16 protein-coding genes and 1 pseudogene are annotated in these 17,116 nt (G+C 41.5%); 11 read left to right on the top strand and 6 right to left on the bottom strand.

The window, feature by feature from the left end:
- Nucleotides 1–127 precede the first annotated feature (127 nt).
- Nucleotides 128–436 (top strand): hypothetical protein, encoded by a 309-nt coding sequence (locus KUA50_RS15505; RefSeq protein WP_218457865.1) that lies wholly within the window; start codon nucleotides 128–130, stop codon nucleotides 434–436.
- Entirely contained in the window at nucleotides 372–1,865 is a 1,494-nt protein-coding gene (locus KUA50_RS15500; RefSeq protein WP_256624350.1) for a DEAD/DEAH box helicase, read from the top strand. Before KUA50_RS15505 ends, KUA50_RS15500 begins: the two co-directional genes overlap by 65 nt.
- A gap of 106 nt (nucleotides 1,866–1,971) precedes the next feature.
- On the opposite strand, the gene KUA50_RS15495 is transcribed toward KUA50_RS15500, so the two are convergent.
- Both KUA50_RS15495 and KUA50_RS15490 read right to left on the bottom strand, forming a co-directional pair.
- A complete protein-coding gene (locus KUA50_RS15495) occupies nucleotides 1,972–2,811 on the bottom strand; it encodes a hypothetical protein (RefSeq protein WP_218457867.1) in 840 nt (279 codons plus the stop codon).
- A gap of 156 nt (nucleotides 2,812–2,967) precedes the next feature.
- Entirely contained in the window at nucleotides 2,968–4,329 is a 1,362-nt protein-coding gene (locus tag KUA50_RS15490) for a sulfatase-like hydrolase/transferase (RefSeq protein ID WP_256624351.1), read from the bottom strand.
- 606 nt (nucleotides 4,330–4,935) lie between these two features.
- On the opposite strand from KUA50_RS15490, the gene KUA50_RS15485 reads away from it, so the two are divergent.
- From KUA50_RS15485 to KUA50_RS16945, 8 genes and pseudogenes are all read left to right on the top strand, one after another.
- On the top strand, nucleotides 4,936–6,288 hold the full coding sequence (locus KUA50_RS15485; RefSeq protein ID WP_134844269.1) for an ATP-binding protein: 1,353 nt from the start codon (nucleotides 4,936–4,938) through the stop codon (nucleotides 6,286–6,288).
- A 134-nt stretch (nucleotides 6,289–6,422) separates the two neighbouring features.
- Nucleotides 6,423–7,652 carry an MFS transporter gene (locus tag KUA50_RS15480; protein WP_218457869.1) on the top strand — a complete coding sequence of 410 codons (1,230 nt, stop codon included), beginning with the start codon at nucleotides 6,423–6,425 and terminating at the stop codon, nucleotides 7,650–7,652.
- Nucleotides 7,653–8,011: 359 nt separating this feature from the next.
- Nucleotides 8,012–8,452, top strand: a complete 441-nt coding sequence (locus tag KUA50_RS15475; protein ID WP_218457870.1) for an Hsp20/alpha crystallin family protein — start codon at nucleotides 8,012–8,014, stop codon at nucleotides 8,450–8,452.
- A gap of 166 nt (nucleotides 8,453–8,618) precedes the next feature.
- On the top strand, nucleotides 8,619–9,029 hold the full coding sequence (locus KUA50_RS15470) for a hypothetical protein (RefSeq protein WP_134842472.1): 411 nt from the start codon (nucleotides 8,619–8,621) through the stop codon (nucleotides 9,027–9,029).
- Nucleotides 9,017–9,364 (top strand): IS66 family insertion sequence element accessory protein TnpB, encoded by a 348-nt coding sequence (gene tnpB / locus KUA50_RS15465; RefSeq protein ID WP_022110333.1) that lies wholly within the window; start codon nucleotides 9,017–9,019, stop codon nucleotides 9,362–9,364. Before KUA50_RS15470 ends, tnpB begins: the two co-directional genes overlap by 13 nt.
- Before the next feature lie 101 nt (nucleotides 9,365–9,465).
- Nucleotides 9,466–11,025: an IS66 family transposase gene (gene tnpC, locus KUA50_RS15460; RefSeq protein WP_218458237.1), complete on the top strand. Its 1,560-nt coding sequence runs from the start codon at nucleotides 9,466–9,468 to the stop codon at nucleotides 11,023–11,025.
- Between the two features lie 224 nt (nucleotides 11,026–11,249).
- Nucleotides 11,250–11,837 (top strand): annotated as a pseudogene (locus KUA50_RS15455) (transposase); the annotation flags it as partial.
- 88 nt (nucleotides 11,838–11,925) lie between these two features.
- Nucleotides 11,926–12,096, top strand: a complete 171-nt coding sequence (locus tag KUA50_RS16945) for a transposase (RefSeq protein WP_287840795.1) — start codon at nucleotides 11,926–11,928, stop codon at nucleotides 12,094–12,096.
- A 212-nt stretch (nucleotides 12,097–12,308) separates the two neighbouring features.
- Here KUA50_RS16945 and KUA50_RS15450 read toward each other — a convergent pair whose 3' ends face one another.
- Both KUA50_RS15450 and KUA50_RS15445 read right to left on the bottom strand, forming a co-directional pair.
- Entirely contained in the window at nucleotides 12,309–13,427 is a 1,119-nt protein-coding gene (locus KUA50_RS15450) for a helix-turn-helix domain-containing protein (protein ID WP_218457935.1), read from the bottom strand.
- A gap of 493 nt (nucleotides 13,428–13,920) precedes the next feature.
- Nucleotides 13,921–15,024 carry a glycerate kinase gene (locus KUA50_RS15445; RefSeq protein ID WP_218457936.1) on the bottom strand — a complete coding sequence of 368 codons (1,104 nt, stop codon included), beginning with the start codon at nucleotides 15,022–15,024 and terminating at the stop codon, nucleotides 13,921–13,923.
- Nucleotides 15,025–15,068: 44 nt separating this feature from the next.
- Here KUA50_RS15445 and KUA50_RS15440 point away from each other — a divergent pair, with 44 nt between their 5' ends.
- A complete protein-coding gene (locus KUA50_RS15440) occupies nucleotides 15,069–15,272 on the top strand; it encodes a hypothetical protein (RefSeq protein ID WP_218457937.1) in 204 nt (67 codons plus the stop codon).
- Between the two features lie 720 nt (nucleotides 15,273–15,992).
- Here KUA50_RS15440 and KUA50_RS15435 read toward each other — a convergent pair.
- Nucleotides 15,993–16,265, bottom strand: coding sequence for a hypothetical protein (locus KUA50_RS15435; protein WP_118117684.1), 273 nt, complete (start codon nucleotides 16,263–16,265; stop codon nucleotides 15,993–15,995).
- Between the two features lie 44 nt (nucleotides 16,266–16,309).
- Entirely contained in the window at nucleotides 16,310–17,116 is an 807-nt protein-coding gene (locus tag KUA50_RS15430) for a ParA family protein (RefSeq protein WP_218457938.1), read from the bottom strand.

Below are 17,116 nucleotides of genomic sequence, written 5' to 3'. Positions count from 1 at the left end.
CAAAAGCACTTCACTTCATCTACTTTTACACATTATATACTTGGTCATGCCGATGCTTTAATAAATGGCAAACAATAATTCACCCATTTAAATTAAAGTATTTCCTGAGTTTATCAGTAAGGGAAGATTGGCGACATACGATTTCGTGAGCATCAAATCGGATGGTGTGACGCAACGGCTCATCGACTCCTTGCTGAAGCGAGGTGCTGACGGTGACTATCAAAACAAGGAAATGGATATGTTGCTGAACAAGAGACCTTCCATCGAAAGGCTTTACCAAAGCTTTGAGGAGTATGGCAAAGATAGAAAGGGCATCGTGTATGCTATTAATATTTCTCATGCAAAGAAAATTATGGAGCTGTATCAAGAGCATGGCATCAAGGTGGTTGCCATTGAACTCAAAGACTCCTACTATAGAAAGACAAGCAGATATTGAGGCTTTCCGAAAAGGTGATATCCAGGTGCTGGTGAATGTGGATATTTTCTCGGAGGGATTTGACTGTCCGGATGTGGAGTTTGTGCAGTTGGCGCGTCCTACTCTCTCGCTTGCCAAGTATCTGCAGATGGTGGGACGTGGACTGCGGGTAGCCAAGGGGAAGAAGAACTGTGTGATTATTGATAACGTGGGATTGTATCGGGTGTTCGGATTGCCATCGCAAGTATGGAACTGGAAGGCTACGTTTGAAGGAAAACTGAAATATGGAAAGAATAAGGATACTTTGAAGGGAAGGGATTTCTTCTTGATGTACGGAAAGCAAGAAACGATGCCGGTTGGGCAAGACTCGGAAATGGTGATGGTGATGAGCCGTGAGGAACTGATGCGGTCGTTGCAGTATCGGGAGTTCGTGGATTGCAATGATGATTTTGCTATCGTCAAACTGCCTGATGTAAAGAGGACGGTGGTAAATCGACATGGCGAACAGGTGATAGAACCTGGCAACTATTATGACATGAAGTTCTTGCGAGGGAATATCTTATCCTATCGACCTCGCAGAAAGACTGTTTGTTATTATGACCTTTTGGCGAGAGTTCTCATCGACGAGGACATTCACGCGAAGGATGCTCCCGAGGTAATCACCATCAATGAATGGGAGTTCGTTGTATATAATGGTCTCTTCAGGTCTCGTACCTACGAGGACTTTGCTTTACCTTATCGTCCTTTACAAAATGACATGTTGAATCGTGGGTATTACTTGATATTCCACAATGATTTTTCCGTAGGCAGTGGTTGCCAAGTATGGTACTATTATAAAGGTGGTGACGGTCTGATGCGTAAGGATTATACGGAGAGTAAGGATGTGTGCTTCTTGCGTAATGATTATGAGCATGTATATTGGCTGTGTGCCAATCTTTGTGGTGATGGTATCGTTGTTATGGACAGTAAGGAAGACTACTATCTGGTGGATTCTAATTTGAAAAAAACATATATAGGATGCAATAACCCAAAGAACAAAGAGGAGGATTTACAATATGTAATGCCACGACTTGGCAAAAGATATTATCATGAGGCAATGTTGCAAAAGAAGAAAATGGAAGCAAACGAGTTGCTTCTTTTGCATGAGAAGTCAGAGACTGGGCATGTGGAATTATATCAAGCTGGAAAGAAATGGGGTGTGAAGGTAGATGGTAAAGTTATCGTGCCACCTCTCTACCACAGTATAGCGCAACCTGTCGGTGCCTATTGTGCCTTTGAACAGATTCCTAACCATTGGGGCGTTATGACATTAAAAGGAAAGGTGATTGTGGATGCCAAATATGAGAAGGTGGAGATTCGTGACAACGGAATCGCCGTGGTAACAAACATCATGGAAAAAACACAGACAATCCATCTTTTAAAGGTAAAAAGTAAAAAGGTAAAAAAGTAAAAGGACAAAAAGGCTTTTTGCTTTTTGAATGACAATGAAGAAGATAAAGCTTTTTGATGATCTGGAGGATATGGCAGTAGAGAGTGCAGGAAGCATTCAAGCATCATCATGCTGTAATGGTACAAAACTCATTGTCTGAATCCATCTCGATGTACTTTATCAGTTTCTTCAGATAATCCACTCTGCTGCTTTCTCCATAAGTATGAGTCTCCATGTGGGTTAGCAACATAGAGAAACCATCATAGATGAAGTCCATGTCATGAAAAGTGATGTCCTTTCCACCCATGAACTTATCTCGGAGACCTTCATATTTTTCTCTATAGTCTAGATAGTCAATTCTCTTCTGCATACGATAGTCACGCTTCTTTCTTATATTGGATGCTTTGGCGATTCTCTTGTTGCAATAGTCCCCGTCTTCCATGCTCATGGATATACTATCAAGAGATGCGAGTCTCATTGTTTTGAGAACCTCTCTCTTTTTATGTCCGGGCAAATAATTGAGATTGTACTTTTGTTCTAACTTTCTTGCCATAGTACCATAACAGGTGTGCATCTTGTGCTCGATTCTGTCCTCAAAGGTTTCTTGGGTAGTTTGTGGCGTATAGCCATAGAAAGTACAACTCCAAAGAATCTTGGCTAGCACTTCCTCCTTGCTGAGGTTGCAGTCATCAGCAACAACTACCTCCTTGGCGACATTGCTTTCCCAAAGGTCACCTTCGCAATTGCAAACATCGATGTATGACTCCTCATCTTCAAAGGCTTCATCAGGAGTGTGCCACTCGACTTCAATCTTATGATTCTCTATATCAGAATTATCCACAGGAGTAAGGTGGCAGAGGATGTCGTATGCTTCCCGATACTGTCTAATGGTCAAAGATCCTTCTTTTTTCAAGGCAGGTATCAATGCGTCAAAATCCGTACTAAGTAAAAGTTCTTTCAGTTTCATACACTTAACATTTAAAATTTATTGCAAAGGTAGTGCAAGGGTGTGCCAAAAAACGGCACAGCTTAAAAACATCTTTGAAGGCTATGATATTTTTATAAAATGTTTTTAAGGTGTGTTTAATAAGTCCATGACACACCCTCAGTCTTACAAAGCCAATTACTTTTTCCCGCTTTCTGCATCTTCAGGTATTGGCCAGTTTTCTGATGGAGTTCGCATTTCCTTCATCACCTTGTCAAAGCCGATAACCATTTCCGGATACTTCTTGGCGAGATCATGCTTCTCTTCTGGGTCTTCACGCAGATTATAGAGTTCCAGAGGCTTGTTTGGCTTGATGGTAACAGCCTTCCAGTCACCGTGGCGCGCAGCACGCTGCTTACCTGGGAATTCCCAATAAAGAACTCGGTCGTCTGTATCAATCTGCTTACCATAGAACAATGGCAGAATATTCATGCCGTTGATGTTCTGAGGCAGATATTGGGTGCCTCCAGTAAGAGCTGCCAGCGTAGGCATTACATCTGGGAAATAGATGATGTTGTTCAGCGACTGTACCGGTACTTTTCCTGGCTGGTTCACGATGAATGGTACTCGGATACCTCCTTCGTAAAGCTGCGCCTTGCGGCCACGGAATCCTGCGTTGCAGTTGAACAGTTTCAATGGTGCCTGAACGGCAGCACCATTATCTGATGCAAAGATAACGAGCGTATTCTCGCGCAAGTTGTTCTTTTCCAGATAGGTGAGCAGTCTGCCTATTGCCGCATCCATGTGGGTTACGAGTGAAGCGTAGCGCTTGTCGTTCATGCTCCAGGATTCATCATCATACCATGTGGTGTTGTCGATGATGTAGGGTTCATGAGGCGCATCAAAAGCCAGATAGAGGAAGAAAGGATTCTTCTTGTTTCGCTTGATGAAATTGATGGCATCATCGGTCGAAATATCCGTATTGTGCTTGATGTGCTTATCGTGCTCATTTGCCTTGATGTGGATGAGCTTGTCGTTGTCGAAACGGTTGTATGGATAATAGTAAGGTGAATTGGATTCTACCGTACTGATCAGCCATCCGTGGAACTCGTCAAAACCACGATAGATTGGTGATGATTTTGGATCATAGCCATCCAGATGCCATTTGTTGACAAGACAGGTTTTGTAGCCGGCAGCGTGCAATACCGTAGCGATGGTTGTATCCTGCGGCTGCAGACTTGTTCTGCGAACGATGGTCGTGTCACCTTCAGGGGTTATTTTCAGACCTGTCATGCCTCCAGCTGTGCACATATTATCACGTATACGGCTATTGCCGGTATTCTTACCCGTCATCAGTGCACAACGTGATGGTGAACTGATTCCTGACCCGGCATAGCTCTGGTTGAATCGAGTACCCATAGCAGCCAGTTTATCAATGTTTGGAGTCTTGATAGTCTTGCTGCCGTAGCAGGAGAGGTCGCCATATCCCAGATCATCGGCAAGGATGAAAATGATATTGGGTCTGTCGGCCGTAGCCTTTACAGCCTTGTTTTGTGCCATTGCTGCCTGCCCCGGCACGAGCGAGGCTGCAATGACTCCGATAAATGCTTTATTCTTCATTGTTAAGTTGTTTGTCGATTTATTTTGCAAAAGTATGAAAAATAAATGAGAAAAAGTGATTTTCTAAATAAAAAGTTATACCTTTGTCTTCAAATCTATCGCAGCCATAAACTATCTTCAAGTAATGAAAAATGGAGGTAATTGCAATGCTGAGTACCCATAGCTCTAGTACTATAACAGTACTAGCGATTCATTAATGAAGTAAGCATCGTTTGACCTCCTAATATCCATATTTCTTGTTTTTGAATGCAAAGTTACAACATGGGTATGCAGTCTTTCTGCGTAGATAAGAAAAAATATACTCAAGCCTGAAAAAAACAAGGATTGAGCATGTTGTGAATATTTATCAATTTGCCATAAATCTCCTTTAATAAAAAAGGGGTGATGTGTGTGTACAAATCCATATTTTTATTTAAAAAAAACTGTTTCTTTCAGAAAAGTGTGGTTTTCGACCCCCGTATTCGTAGGAAAAGTGTATTTTTTATTTGGTTATTCCGTAGGAAAAGTGTATATTTGCACCGTTAAAATCATAAGAAAAGTGTAATTATGCTGTATAGAAAGATAGAAAAATATATCGTAAGTCACTTACAATCAGGGTCTGACAAGATTCTGATTGTAGATGGTGCACGCCAAATCGGAAAGTCGTACATTATCCGAGAAATCGGAAAGAAGCTTTTTCCCAACTATATTGAGGTGAATATGGAAACAGATAAGCTTGGAGACCGGACTTTTGCTGACGCTAAGACGGTGGATGATTTCTATTTGGCTTTGAGTACGGTGGCAGGTGATAGGATGAAGGAAAAGAATAACACTTTGGTATTTATAGATGAGATTCAAGCCTATGATCATTTGCTTACTTTGCTTAAGTTCCTGCGTGAAGATAATAAGTTTACTTATATCGCCAGTGGTTCGTTGCTGGGTGTTACGCTTAAGACAACATCATCTATTCCTTTAGGCAGTATCATTATCCGTCACATGTATCCGTTAGACTTTGAAGAGTTCCTGATAGCCAATGGAATCGGACAACTGGTGCTTGATGCGATTCGCAAGAAGTTTGCTGCAAGGGAGTCGATGCCGGAAGCTATCCATAACAAACTTCTAGATTTGTTCAAGAAATATCTCCTGGTAGGTGGATTGCCTGATGCTGTCAATGAATTCTTAGCAACCAAGAATATCACAACCATTCGTACCATTCAGAATGAAATCCATCATCTCTATGGAGTGGATGCGGCACGTTATGAGGAGATGCACAATCGCTTGAAGATTCAGCGCATCTACAGTATGGTTCCTTCTAATTTGGAAAACAAGAAAAAACGTGTGGTGGTGAAGGACATTGAGGACAAGAAGGGAAAGCGAATGAGTGATTATGTAGAGGAATTTGATTATCTGATTTCTTCTGGCATTACCTTGGAAGTGAAGGCCATCAGTAAGCCAAGTTTCCCTCTGATAGAGAATAGTGGTAAGAATCTGCTGAAGCTTTATATGAACGATGTGGGTATTCTGACCGGCATTTTCTTTGGCACCAACATCAAGGCGGTGATGGATGATGTGGCAAGTATTAATCTCGGTTCCGTTTATGAGACGGTGGTGGCACAGGAGTTGAAGGCGCATGGCTTCAATCTTTATTATTACGACAACAAGAAGACGGGGGAAGTAGATTATCTGATAGATGACATGGAGCACCTTTCTGTTCTTCCGTTAGAAATCAAGTCTGGTAAGGATTATCAGGTGCATAGTGCCTTGGATAAGTTCCTGCAAGTCAAGGAATATAACATCCAGCAAGCCTTCGTTTTATCCAATACTCAGCAGGTGAAGGTGAAGGATGGAATAACTTATCTGCCTATCTATTATATAATGTGTATAGAGCCAAAGCAGGCAGAAGATGAAGTGTTGCTTTAGGACGATTGGTAAGATATAACAAGAAAAGCGTAAAGATAATTTATCGTAATAACCCTTATTGGGATAATATTTATGAAAACCTTCATAGCTGATAGGTGCCAATAAAATCCCATGAAATTATAATATCTCTAAAAATGAACATCAAGTCAATAGGCAGTAAAATTAAGGGAAATCCTACGATGGTAGATGGTACGGTGTATTCCATGCTCATCATCTGTAGCATTTCCCATTTCTTGAACGATATGATTCAGTCGATTATCCCTTCCATCTATCCGATTGTGAAGGATAAGTTCGACTTCTCGTTTGCACAGATAGGTATCATCACGCTGGTCTTCCAGATGACGTCTTCTATCCTGCAACCATTCACAGGGCTTTATGCCGACAAGCATCCCCGTCCCTATGCTCTTTCCATCGGCATGTGCTTCACATTGGTGGGTTTGCTCCTGCTGGCCTTCGCCGAAAATTATTTTCTGATTCTCCTGGCGGTGAGCGTCGTAGGGCTGGGATCTTCCGTGTTTCATCCCACTGCTTCGAGAGTGGCACAGATGGCATCGGGAGGCAAGAAGAGTCTGGCACAATCCATCTTTCAGGTGGGCGGCAATGGTGGATCGGCGATAGGACCGCTGCTTGCCGCCATCATCATTTTGCCTTTTGGCCAGCATGCCATCTCCTGGTTTGCCCTTGCAGCCCTGCTTGCCGCCATCATCATGGTAAGATTGGGAGTCTGGTATAAGGCACGACTGGCTTACGTGGTGAACCATCCGCAGAAACAACCCCTTCTCAACACCCATTTATCTAAAAGGGTGAAGTATTGGGCACTGTTCATCCTCATTATGCTCGTGTTCTCCAAGTATTTCTATACGGCGTGCATCACGAGTTACTTCACCTTCTTCCTGATGGATAAGTTCGGCGTGTCGGTACAGACCTCGCAACTGTGCCTCTTCGTATTCCTTGCCGCCTTTGCCATAGGTACTGTAGCTGGAGGTATGCTGGGTGACAAGTTTGGCAGAAAGTATGTCATCTGGTTCTCTATTCTGGGAGCAGCACCTTTTGCTATTGCCATGCCTTTCGTCAACTTCACGTGGACTATCATCTGTACCTTCCTTTCTGGCTTGATCATCGCCTCGGCATTCTCTTCCATCGTGGTATATGCCACCGACCTGATGCCAGATAAAGTAGGATTGATAGCAGGCATTTTCTTCGGACTGATGTTTGGCTTGGGAGGTTTGGGCTCTGCTTTCTTCGGCTGGTTAGCCGACAAGACGAGCATCGAGTTCATCTTCCAGGTGAGTGCCTTCCTGCCACTGCTCGGCATCATTGCCGGATTCTTGCCGAATACGCAGAAAAGAAGCGTTGAAGTATGAAGCGTGAAAATGAATTATACTTTCATGTCATTTCTGACTGCTAAGTTTAAATTAATTATATTTTGATGTCAGTTTTGCAGCGTCATTTGCCATTTTTGTCAATATCTGTTCACTCCAAACAGACAGATTGAATTGGCACATAACTTGCTCATATATAGAGTGAAAGCGGAAGCCGAAAGGGCAAGGGGAACGATAAGAACCCTAAGCAATGACATTTGAGGGTTTCTTGAAATCCTTGAGCCTCGAAAGCCGAAGCAATCATTATTTTAAAAGGATAAATATAATAAACAATTAGAAATCCCGACAGAGCCGAGAGGCGAAGAGAGGACGAGAAAAATAAAATTTGGAGGTTTTTCATTATGTTGTTAGCTCGTAGAAATAACAGTGTTTCAAATTGGTTGAACAATTGGTTTAATGACAATTTCTTTGATACAAGCTTGATGCCACATATGAACGCCACCGCTCCTGCAGTTAATGTCAAGGAAGATGAAAACGCTTATACGATGGAGATTGCAGCTCCTGGTTTGAAGAAAGATATGGTCAAGATGAACATTGACAAGGATGGTTATCTGAATGTATCTATCGAGAACAAGGACGAGAAGAAGGAGGAAAAGAAGGAAGAGCATTACTTGCGTCGTGAATTCTCTTACAGCAACTATTCTCAGAGTTATGCTCTGCCAGAGGATGCCAATCAAGAGAAGATTTCTGCTGAGGTCAGCGATGGTGTCTTAAAGATTGAGATACCTAAGGTAGCCAAGGAAGAAAAGAAAGACGATGTTAAGCACATTGAGGTGAAATAATCACTCATAACGTGCTAACCCGTTTTCTGGATGATATTTCATAAGCATCGGGAAAATAATTAAAACGAGGAGGGTGTGTCATAAGGTAAGCGGCTCCGCGTTTATACCATTGTAGCTTTCTCGTTTGTTCGTACCTTTGCACCATAATTTTTTAATTGCATGAATTATGACAACAAACGAACGTTTTGAGAAGGCTTGGAATTCCTTCTTAATCTATTTGAATCGAAATCCAAAGGCTCACCTGACTCCTTTCTTGAAGGAAAGGCATGTAAATCACCGTACCATGCAAAATTGGATGTCCGAGAAGGGATATTCTGTCCTGCGTGCCAAGCATGAAATCCGCGAAGTTCAGGAGGCAGCCCGTAAGGAAAGAGCAGAAGCCTCTACTGCAAATACCGGCGTGATGTTCGTGCCTATGGAGTCTCCAACTATAGATCTTCCTATGGAGGATCTTCTTCAAGGCATAAACATAACCTTTCCCAATGGAACCGTTGTGTCGATCAAAAAAGGATGCGCCAAGTCTGTTATGGCGTTAATGAAACTTTATGAGAAGGAGGATGCGGTATGTTTGGATTAAATGAGAACACCCAATACTATGTCTGCCAGCGATACGTTCGAATGAACACGGGTATTAATGGCTTGTATCAGATAGTAAGGACGGAGATGGAGCTGCCACCACTTGGCGGTGCTGTCTTCATCTTCTTCTCCAAGAATCGCCAGCAGGTTAAACTGCTAAAATGGGACGGCGATGGTTTCTTGCTATATCACAAGCGACTGGAACGAGGAACCTTTGAATTGCCATTCTTTGACCCTAAGAACAAGCAATGCAAAATGCCGCACAAGACTCTGTCTGCCATCATGAGCGGAATTTGCCTTAAAAGTATGAGATTTAGAAAGAGGCTTAACTTATAGCTGTATTATAATGCCAATAACGTGCTGTATATCAATAAAATAGATAAAATTAATATCCAATAATACTTGCATGTCTCAATATTTTTTCGTACCTTTGCACTATGACAAAGGACGAAATCATAGTACTTTTGAAGGAGCAACTTCAGCTTGCTAACGATACTGTGAGTTCGCTGACCATACAGGTCGGTGAACTCATTGAACGTATAAAGTCATTAGAAGAGCAACTCGTCCAGAAAGGAATCGCCATAGACAAAGCGAATCGTCAGAACAGGGCGCTCGGCAAGCTCGTTTCCGGCAAAAAGTCCGAACGTCAGGAGAAGTGTCTGCAAGACTCAATGACTCAGGAAGAATTTGACAGGAAGAAAAAAGAGCAGGCGGAAAAGAGAAAGGAGCGCAAAAACAATGGGGCCAAGCGTGACATGCATTATGAGATGGAGGAGAAACATGTTACGGTTAATCCAGACATGGATGCGGAACTTTTGAAGACGCTGCGCATCTATGGCACCCGCACCTGTGTGCGTTACAGCATGGAGCCCATCAAGTTCATCAAGACCGTATATCACATCAACACTTATACGGATGGAAATGTCCTGTATCCAGGAAAGACCCCACCAGCATTGCTGCTAAACTCATCCTATACATCTTCTTTTGCAGCAGGTCTACTGCAGTTGCGGTATATCTATTCCATGCCGGTGGAGCGAATCGTCAAATACTTTGCCGACAGTGGGTTCACACTAAGGAAAGCCACGGCAAACAAGCTGATTGCCAGAAGCGCAGACGTACTGGAAAATATCTATAGAGCCATCTGCCAAAAGGTGTTACAGCAGGATTATGTTACGGCAGATGAAACTTATCATAAAGTACTGCTGACGAGGGTAAAGCCTACAGACAATGGCTCGAAGAAAGGTTACCTGTGGGCGGTAAGCGCACCTAAACTGGGACTTGTGTTCTTCGTATATGAGGCTGGATCACGTTCTGAGCAGATCATACTTGATGTGTTCTCGGATTATAAAGGTACAGTACAGAGTGATGCATATGCTCCTTACCGGAAGCTGGAGTCGGATGCTTATCCGGACATTATGAGAATTGCCTGTCTGCAGCATGTCAAGAGAAACTTCATCGACTGTGGCAAGAACGACAAGGATGCACAGGAAGTAGCAGGCATCATCAACAGATTTTATCAAGAAGACAAAAAGCATAAGGTTGGCGTAAATGGATGGACAATAGAGAAACATCTGGCTTATCGGCAATCATACGCACCGGACATTTTGCAGGATTTATTAGAGAAACTGGAGGAATTATCTTCCAGGAAGGATTTGCTGCCCAAATCGCCCTTGGCGCAAGCCGTCGGCTATGCCCTTAACGAGTATAATGCCATTTGTGACATTTTTAAAAGAGGTGATACTGCTCTCGACAACAATTATATTGAGAGAATCCAGAGGTACATATCGCTGTCGAGAAGAAACTCATTATTCTTTGGTTCGCACGAAGGGGCAAGACGAGGAGCTATCCTATATTCTATCGCCATCTCATGCAAAATGAATGGCATTAATCTGTTCGAATACATTAGCGACGTCATAGAAAAGACCGTAGAATGGCAACCAAATACTCCATTGGAAAAATACAGAGACTTGCTTCCTGACAGATGGAAAAAGCAGTAACAGCATTATTCAATCAGCTATTACTGCTTTTTTCAATTATGCAAGGTATAAACGCGGAGCCGCTTACGTCATAAGTCTGTGACGCACCCTTTTTTATTTCTTTCCTTTTCACAGATACGAAATCTTTAAAAAACATTTTTATTTACAACAAAGCCAAAACTTTCACAAGCTCGGGCTTTGTTTTTCCGCAAAAAAGTATATCTTTGCAGAAAACTTCTTAAAGTATGGCAAAGATACAAATAAAATCTGAAACTCGGCACGAATTAAGTTTTTTTCCTAACTCTTTTGATGATTATGTACCAAAAGACAGCAAAGTGCGTATCTTCATGCGACTCAAGGAAGATGCCATGAACAATGGGCAGACCAAACCTGCTTATAACCTTCAAATTGCGACGGAGAATCAATACTGGACGAACTTCGCCCTTTATCACAATCCAACGGACAGCCTGACATTCAAGCCTTTCTTGGATAAGTACAGGAAAAGACATGGAAAGCAATCCAAGTGCGTCACCGCAGACTCAGGATACGGATCAGAGAAGAACTATGAGTACATGGAGATGGAAGAGATGGTGGGATATGTAAAGTACAACTGGTTTCACAAAGAACAGCATAAACCTTTCAAGGAAGATGTCTTTAACCAAGCAAATTTCTACTATAATAAAGACGAAGACTATTACGTCTGTCCCATGGGACAACACATGAATCCTTGCGGACAACGGCAAACGAAAAGTGACTCTGGCTATGTGTCTGTCATTACATTATATAGAGCGCAGCGATGTGAAGGCTGTCCACTTGGGAGTCTTTGCAAGAAAGCCAAGGGTAACAGAACCATATATGTAAACCATAAGTTGAATGCATATAAAAAGGAAGCATTTTTGCTGTTGACGCCAGGAGGAAGGTATGAAGCACAGGAGTCAGAGACCGATAGAGCCAGAAGCTGCGTTTGGACAGATGAAGGAAGACATGCATTACAAGCGATTCAGGCATTTCGGAAAGGACAAGGTTTACATGGACATAGGGTTGTTCGGTATAGGATTCAATTTGAAGAAACATTTAGGGATAAAACGATAAAACTCAATTTGGGCAGTTTTACCACATGGGACAATTATGTCCTTTTGTGAGCTTTTGCGCAGTTTTGTTATCGATAAAACAAGAAAAGTAAAGCTTCTATACAATATAATAAGATTCCCCTTGTAAAGAAAGACTACGATTCAACTAAAATATACAGAAAAACACACAAAAAGGGTGCGTCACAGGCTTATGACACACCCTCCCATCAATTTTCAGATATTACTTCGCCATATTGTAGGACTCGTCTTGACGATGCGGGAGAAGACTCGGGAGAAATAGGAGGCAGAAGAGAATCCGACATGATAAGCTACTTCTTCCAATGTGGCACCGGGATGAGCCAACATATAGACCTGTGCCTCCTTGATGCGCAAGGTGGTAACCCAGGTACTGAAGTTGACGGCATGTTTTCCGTTGATATAACGGGAAAGATAAACCTTATTGGTGCCCATTTCGGAAGCCAAACTGTCGATGGTCAACTGCGATGAAAGATACTTCTTGTCATCCACCCATTGCTGCAAGCGTGCTCCGAAGAGGTTCTCATAATTCTCCAACTTGGACGTTTCCGGTTCCTGGTTGGAATAGTATTCTATCTCCTCATTCACCGTCGAAGCTAAATTGAGCGTGCCATAATACGGGCGGTAATTGATGAAAGAGATGACGATATAGAGATTGACACAGACAATATACGCCTGATAAGCAAAGTTGAAATAGATTCCGAAGAAGAGAGTGAGATAGGCAAAGACACCCAAGAGGCACAGAAAGAAGAGGCTTTTCTTCGTCCAGAACATGAAGCGCTGCATATTATCATCGGAGAAGTAATTATCCAACTGTTCCCTTTTCTTCCTATAGATAAACTGAAAATGGAACATGTATCTTACCACGATGCTACAGAAAATCAGGGTGGAAACGATATACAGATAATAGGCATAAGGTGCAAAAGGCTCCAAAAGGGTAATCCAGGAAAAGGAAACCGTCAATATCCAATACCCGAAATCCTTCAGCATCCTCTTTTTATTGATATATTGTGAATCCAACAGGGAGGCAAACGAATAAGCAAAGCATATACATGTCAGGAAAAACAGGCTGATGTCCATACAGGCAATGATGGAATTGAGCGCCTTCCAATCTTGCGAGGAAAAGATTTCCAACCAGAGAAACAGGTTGATGAACATAACAAAAAACGCTGATGCCAAGAAATATTTTGCCTTACGATAAGGGGCATAGTCTGCAGTATCCGGTACACTCAGGAACACCAGGATAATGCCTATCACCAGATAACTGGCGCCGACACACTGAATCAGTTCTGCGAAATATTTTTCCAGTAACTCCATAATGAACAGCTTTCATTAAATCAATAATTTTTCATCACCTATTTTTTGGATTCGCATCGCAATCTGATTGCCATACAAACAGAGAGTATATATTACACGTACATAATCTACTAAAAAGCCCTTAAATCTTAAGTATATTGAAGATCGTCATTAGGTTTTTATCACTTTTTGTTGATCCTATATGATGTTTATAGGCATAGTTTTTCAACTACCCTGTTTGCAAAAATACAAAAAAATAAGTTATCTCCAAATTATTTAAGCAAAAAAATGTGTTATCCCAGCAGAATTTCTGCCAAGATAACACATTTTTAATATATTTCACTGTTTAATAGTACGCTACATATACTTCTGATATGAAAATCCTCGTTTACGAATTTGTAAAATGAGAAAATGTCCAAAGAAAAATTTATGATCCTCAAAAGAAAAAACCGAAGAATGGCAAAGAAAGTCCTGATCATTGGCCCAAAAACATGGATTATTCTTTAAAAGAGGTCTAAGCATTTCCAAAGGAACCTCTGATTGCGTTCGCAATATTTCTTTTGGCAATTTCAGGATTCATCGCTTCCTCTAAATCCATATTCTGAGGAGATACGGCAAGAACCTGATCAAATCCTGCATCAAGAAGCGCCTGCTTTTCGCTGACTCCTCCAGATACCAACCAGATTTGCTGGTCTGTCGTGGCTTTATTTTTCAAGACATGTTCCAAAATCCGCTGTGGCAACTTTCCCATCAAGGTCTGTCTGTCGCTATGACCTTCACCCGTTATCACGAGATCAGCATCCTGAATCATCTCATCAAAGCCGATTTCTCGCAACAGAAGTTCGGCTCCAGCAGAAATCTCTGCCCCAAAATATTGCAGGAAAGCATAGCCCAAACCACCGGCAGCCCCAGCACCAGGCATCTCACTCCTATCATAACCGAAATGCTTGGCGCTCACCTCAGCAAACTTCCTTGCCCGAGCATCCAGCATTTCCACCATCTCTGCATCAGCCCCCTTCTGAGGCGCAAAGACATGAGCCGCCCCGTTTTCACCACAAAGCGGATTGGTAACATCAGAAGCCAACATAAAAGTACATTCCTTGCGGATTTTCTTCCAGTCGTCTCCCATTGCCTTGAGCATTCCGATACCGCAATCGGATGTAGCACTTCCGCCCAATCCTACGATAAAGTGGCGCACACCCCGGCGAAAAGCATTCATCATCATCTCGCCCACGCCCCAGGAAGTAGCCTTCAGAGGATTGCGCTGTTCAGGCTCTATCAAAGCCAGTCCGGCAGTCTGTGCAATCTCAATTATCGCCGTATCATTCACGATACCATACTCTGCCTCAATCCATCTCATCAGGGCATCATGGGCATGAATTCTCACTCGCTCTCCTTTCATCGCCGTGAGAAAGGCATCGAGCATTCCCTCTCCCCCATCACTCATTTCGAGACAAATGATTTCGGGAGAAGCTTCATTCGAATCCAACTTTTCTATTCCAGAAGCAGTCTCTTCAGAATCCCATTCCTTTATTCCCGAAGCAATCGCCTCATTCACCTCCCTGCTCGTAAGGCAACCCTTATAAGAGTCGCAAGCTATAATAATTTTCCCATTCATTTTCACCTTATTATATATATACCTTATTATATATAGCATTGCCCATGGAGGGCGACGCATTCCAGCTCGCAAAATTAGCCATTATTCCTGAAACCACAAACCTTTTTGGGAAAAACTTTCAAAAACAGATGCTTCTGATTAAACGGAAACTCGACCAGACGGTCGTGGCAACATCCCTGAACCTGAAGCAGGAACGCTCGGTGTTAGCCAATGGCCGCAAGGCCAAATCCGCAGAAAACTCTTTGTGACCGTGGATGGTGGCATGAAAGGAAGAAAATTGAATCTATAAAATGCTATCAAAATATCATGCAATCATTACAGCATATTATCTTGCAATCATTTTTGCATTCATACATAATTACATCACTATTTAATTTAAAGTCGTCATGTAATTTTGCAAAGATGCAATTTTGCAATCATACATTCAATTATCAAAATGCAATTTTACCATTATGCCTACAGGAAAACATGTATGGATGTTATAAAGCAAACAAATTATCAAGATTTAGAAACTAAAATATTTAGACATAATTATGAAATAGAAATTTAACAACAAGTGAATACATGAATGAAAAAGAATATAAAAGTTTGCACACAACTAATCATGTAGGCTATATTTTAAGTTATTATCCAAACATTCATTATTGATTTCTTATCATCTTTTCGTATTGTTGATTTGTTATTTTGTTTGCATTACGATTATTATAACAGAAAACAAAAAATATATAAGTATCTGTATATTAAGTACTTAAACCAGCATGTAATCAATATATCATTCCTTCATTTTAACATGTTTGCATAACATCAACCAAACATTCACAAATACAAAAGAAACAACAGGTAAAAAAGCGTAGGAATAAACCCATATGTTGTTTGCTTTCAAAGTTTATAACAAATGTGCATGTTTGCACATAAAAGGATAAAATAAAAACCGAGAAAAAGGCTTCTCGGTTTTGCAAGTAAGAAATTTATTGATAATTCTTAATATATTCAATCAAACTGTCATGCAAGATTTCCTCAAATTTCTTTTTGGTTCTAATCTTTGCAATCATCAGCATTTCGTATTCCTCATCAGTGAGATAAGTTTGCACACCATGCAATTTGGATCTTCTTTCAATAGCGGTCATCTTTTTCTCGACAGGAGCAGCTGGTTGAGAAGCTGCCGGCTGAACGTTACCTGCACCACCTGGACGAACCGCTTGATTCATATTACTGAAAGCTGCACGAAAATCTTTTGCCATAATTTCAAAATTTAAAAATTTAAAGGATGAACTACTATAATAAATTAAATACCAAAAATTTCCTTAATAACTTCTGAATAATCATTTGCAGCAGTACAATATGGTGCATAATGAAAGAGATCGGTCATTTCGGTTTGAGCTTCATTCACTTTGATACATCTACGGATGCCATGTTCAATAACTTTTCTACCATATGTATCCTTAAGGTATTGTATCGCCTGACGGACAATTCTTGGACGCTCATCTACCATAACAGGCAGTAAGCCAAGCAGTTCCAAGTCGTGATTCAAGGCAAAACGCCCATTTTTGACTTCCTCCATGGCATCCAATATTGCTGCTAAACCATTAACAGAAAGACCTTCCATCTGTACAGGAACCAATAAATGACTAGCCACTACCATAGCATTGTAGGTTGATTGGGATAGGGCAGGAGGGCAATCAATAAATATATAATCAAAAAAATCGATTGGATTTTTAATACCTTCACCTGTCATATCTACGCAATCGCTATTAATACATGCTCCCAGAACCTGTCTAGGAGCACCAGTATTCTGAAGGAATGGATCAATATCTTGCATCTTAGCAGCACCAGGTACATAATAAATACCTATATCTGATTTATAAATCGGCATGCCCTTGCATTCAACCATAGACTCAAAAATCGTAGCGCAACCTTCTGGTGCATGATTCAGCAATGTAAGATTACATTGAGGGTCTAAATCTATCTCAAGGATCCTTAATTTCTTATTTTTACGAAGCATACCAGCAGCTAAATTCTGCACAGTAGTTGTCTTGCCAACACCACCTTTATTATTAACGATGGCGAGTATCATTTTCAACTGATTCTCCAT

This window comes from Segatella hominis (assembly GCF_019249725.2).
Lineage (GTDB): Bacteria > Bacteroidota > Bacteroidia > Bacteroidales > Bacteroidaceae > Prevotella.
Note: the sequence above shows the minus strand (reverse complement) of the source record. Positions and strands in the feature narration are given on the sequence as shown.

Excerpts from the sequence above, each read along its gene's own strand:
- KUA50_RS15500 (WP_256624350.1), top strand. The coding sequence starts at position 372 with ATGGCATCAAGGTGGTTGCCATTGAACTCAAAGACTCCTACTATAGAA.
- KUA50_RS15495 (WP_218457867.1), bottom strand. The coding sequence starts at position 2,811 with ATGAAACTGAAAGAACTTTTACTTAGTACGGATTTTGACGCATTGATA.
- KUA50_RS15490 (WP_256624351.1), bottom strand. The coding sequence starts at position 4,329 with ATGGCACAAAACAAGGCTGTAAAGGCTACGGCCGACAGACCCAATATC.
- KUA50_RS15485 (WP_134844269.1), top strand. The coding sequence starts at position 4,936 with ATGCTGTATAGAAAGATAGAAAAATATATCGTAAGTCACTTACAATCA.
- KUA50_RS15480 (WP_218457869.1), top strand. The coding sequence starts at position 6,423 with ATGAACATCAAGTCAATAGGCAGTAAAATTAAGGGAAATCCTACGATG.
- KUA50_RS15475 (WP_218457870.1), top strand. The coding sequence starts at position 8,012 with ATGTTGTTAGCTCGTAGAAATAACAGTGTTTCAAATTGGTTGAACAAT.
- KUA50_RS15470 (WP_134842472.1), top strand. The coding sequence starts at position 8,619 with ATGACAACAAACGAACGTTTTGAGAAGGCTTGGAATTCCTTCTTAATC.
- tnpB (WP_022110333.1), top strand. The coding sequence starts at position 9,017 with ATGTTTGGATTAAATGAGAACACCCAATACTATGTCTGCCAGCGATAC.
- tnpC (WP_218458237.1), top strand. The coding sequence starts at position 9,466 with ATGACAAAGGACGAAATCATAGTACTTTTGAAGGAGCAACTTCAGCTT.
- KUA50_RS16945 (WP_287840795.1), top strand. The coding sequence starts at position 11,926 with ATGAAGCACAGGAGTCAGAGACCGATAGAGCCAGAAGCTGCGTTTGGA.
- KUA50_RS15450 (WP_218457935.1), bottom strand. The coding sequence starts at position 13,427 with ATGGAGTTACTGGAAAAATATTTCGCAGAACTGATTCAGTGTGTCGGC.
- KUA50_RS15445 (WP_218457936.1), bottom strand. The coding sequence starts at position 15,024 with ATGAATGGGAAAATTATTATAGCTTGCGACTCTTATAAGGGTTGCCTT.
- KUA50_RS15440 (WP_218457937.1), top strand. The coding sequence starts at position 15,069 with ATGGAGGGCGACGCATTCCAGCTCGCAAAATTAGCCATTATTCCTGAA.
- KUA50_RS15435 (WP_118117684.1), bottom strand. The coding sequence starts at position 16,265 with ATGGCAAAAGATTTTCGTGCAGCTTTCAGTAATATGAATCAAGCGGTT.
- KUA50_RS15430 (WP_218457938.1), bottom strand. The coding sequence starts at position 17,116 with ATGGAGAATCAGTTGAAAATGATACTCGCCATCGTTAATAATAAAGGT.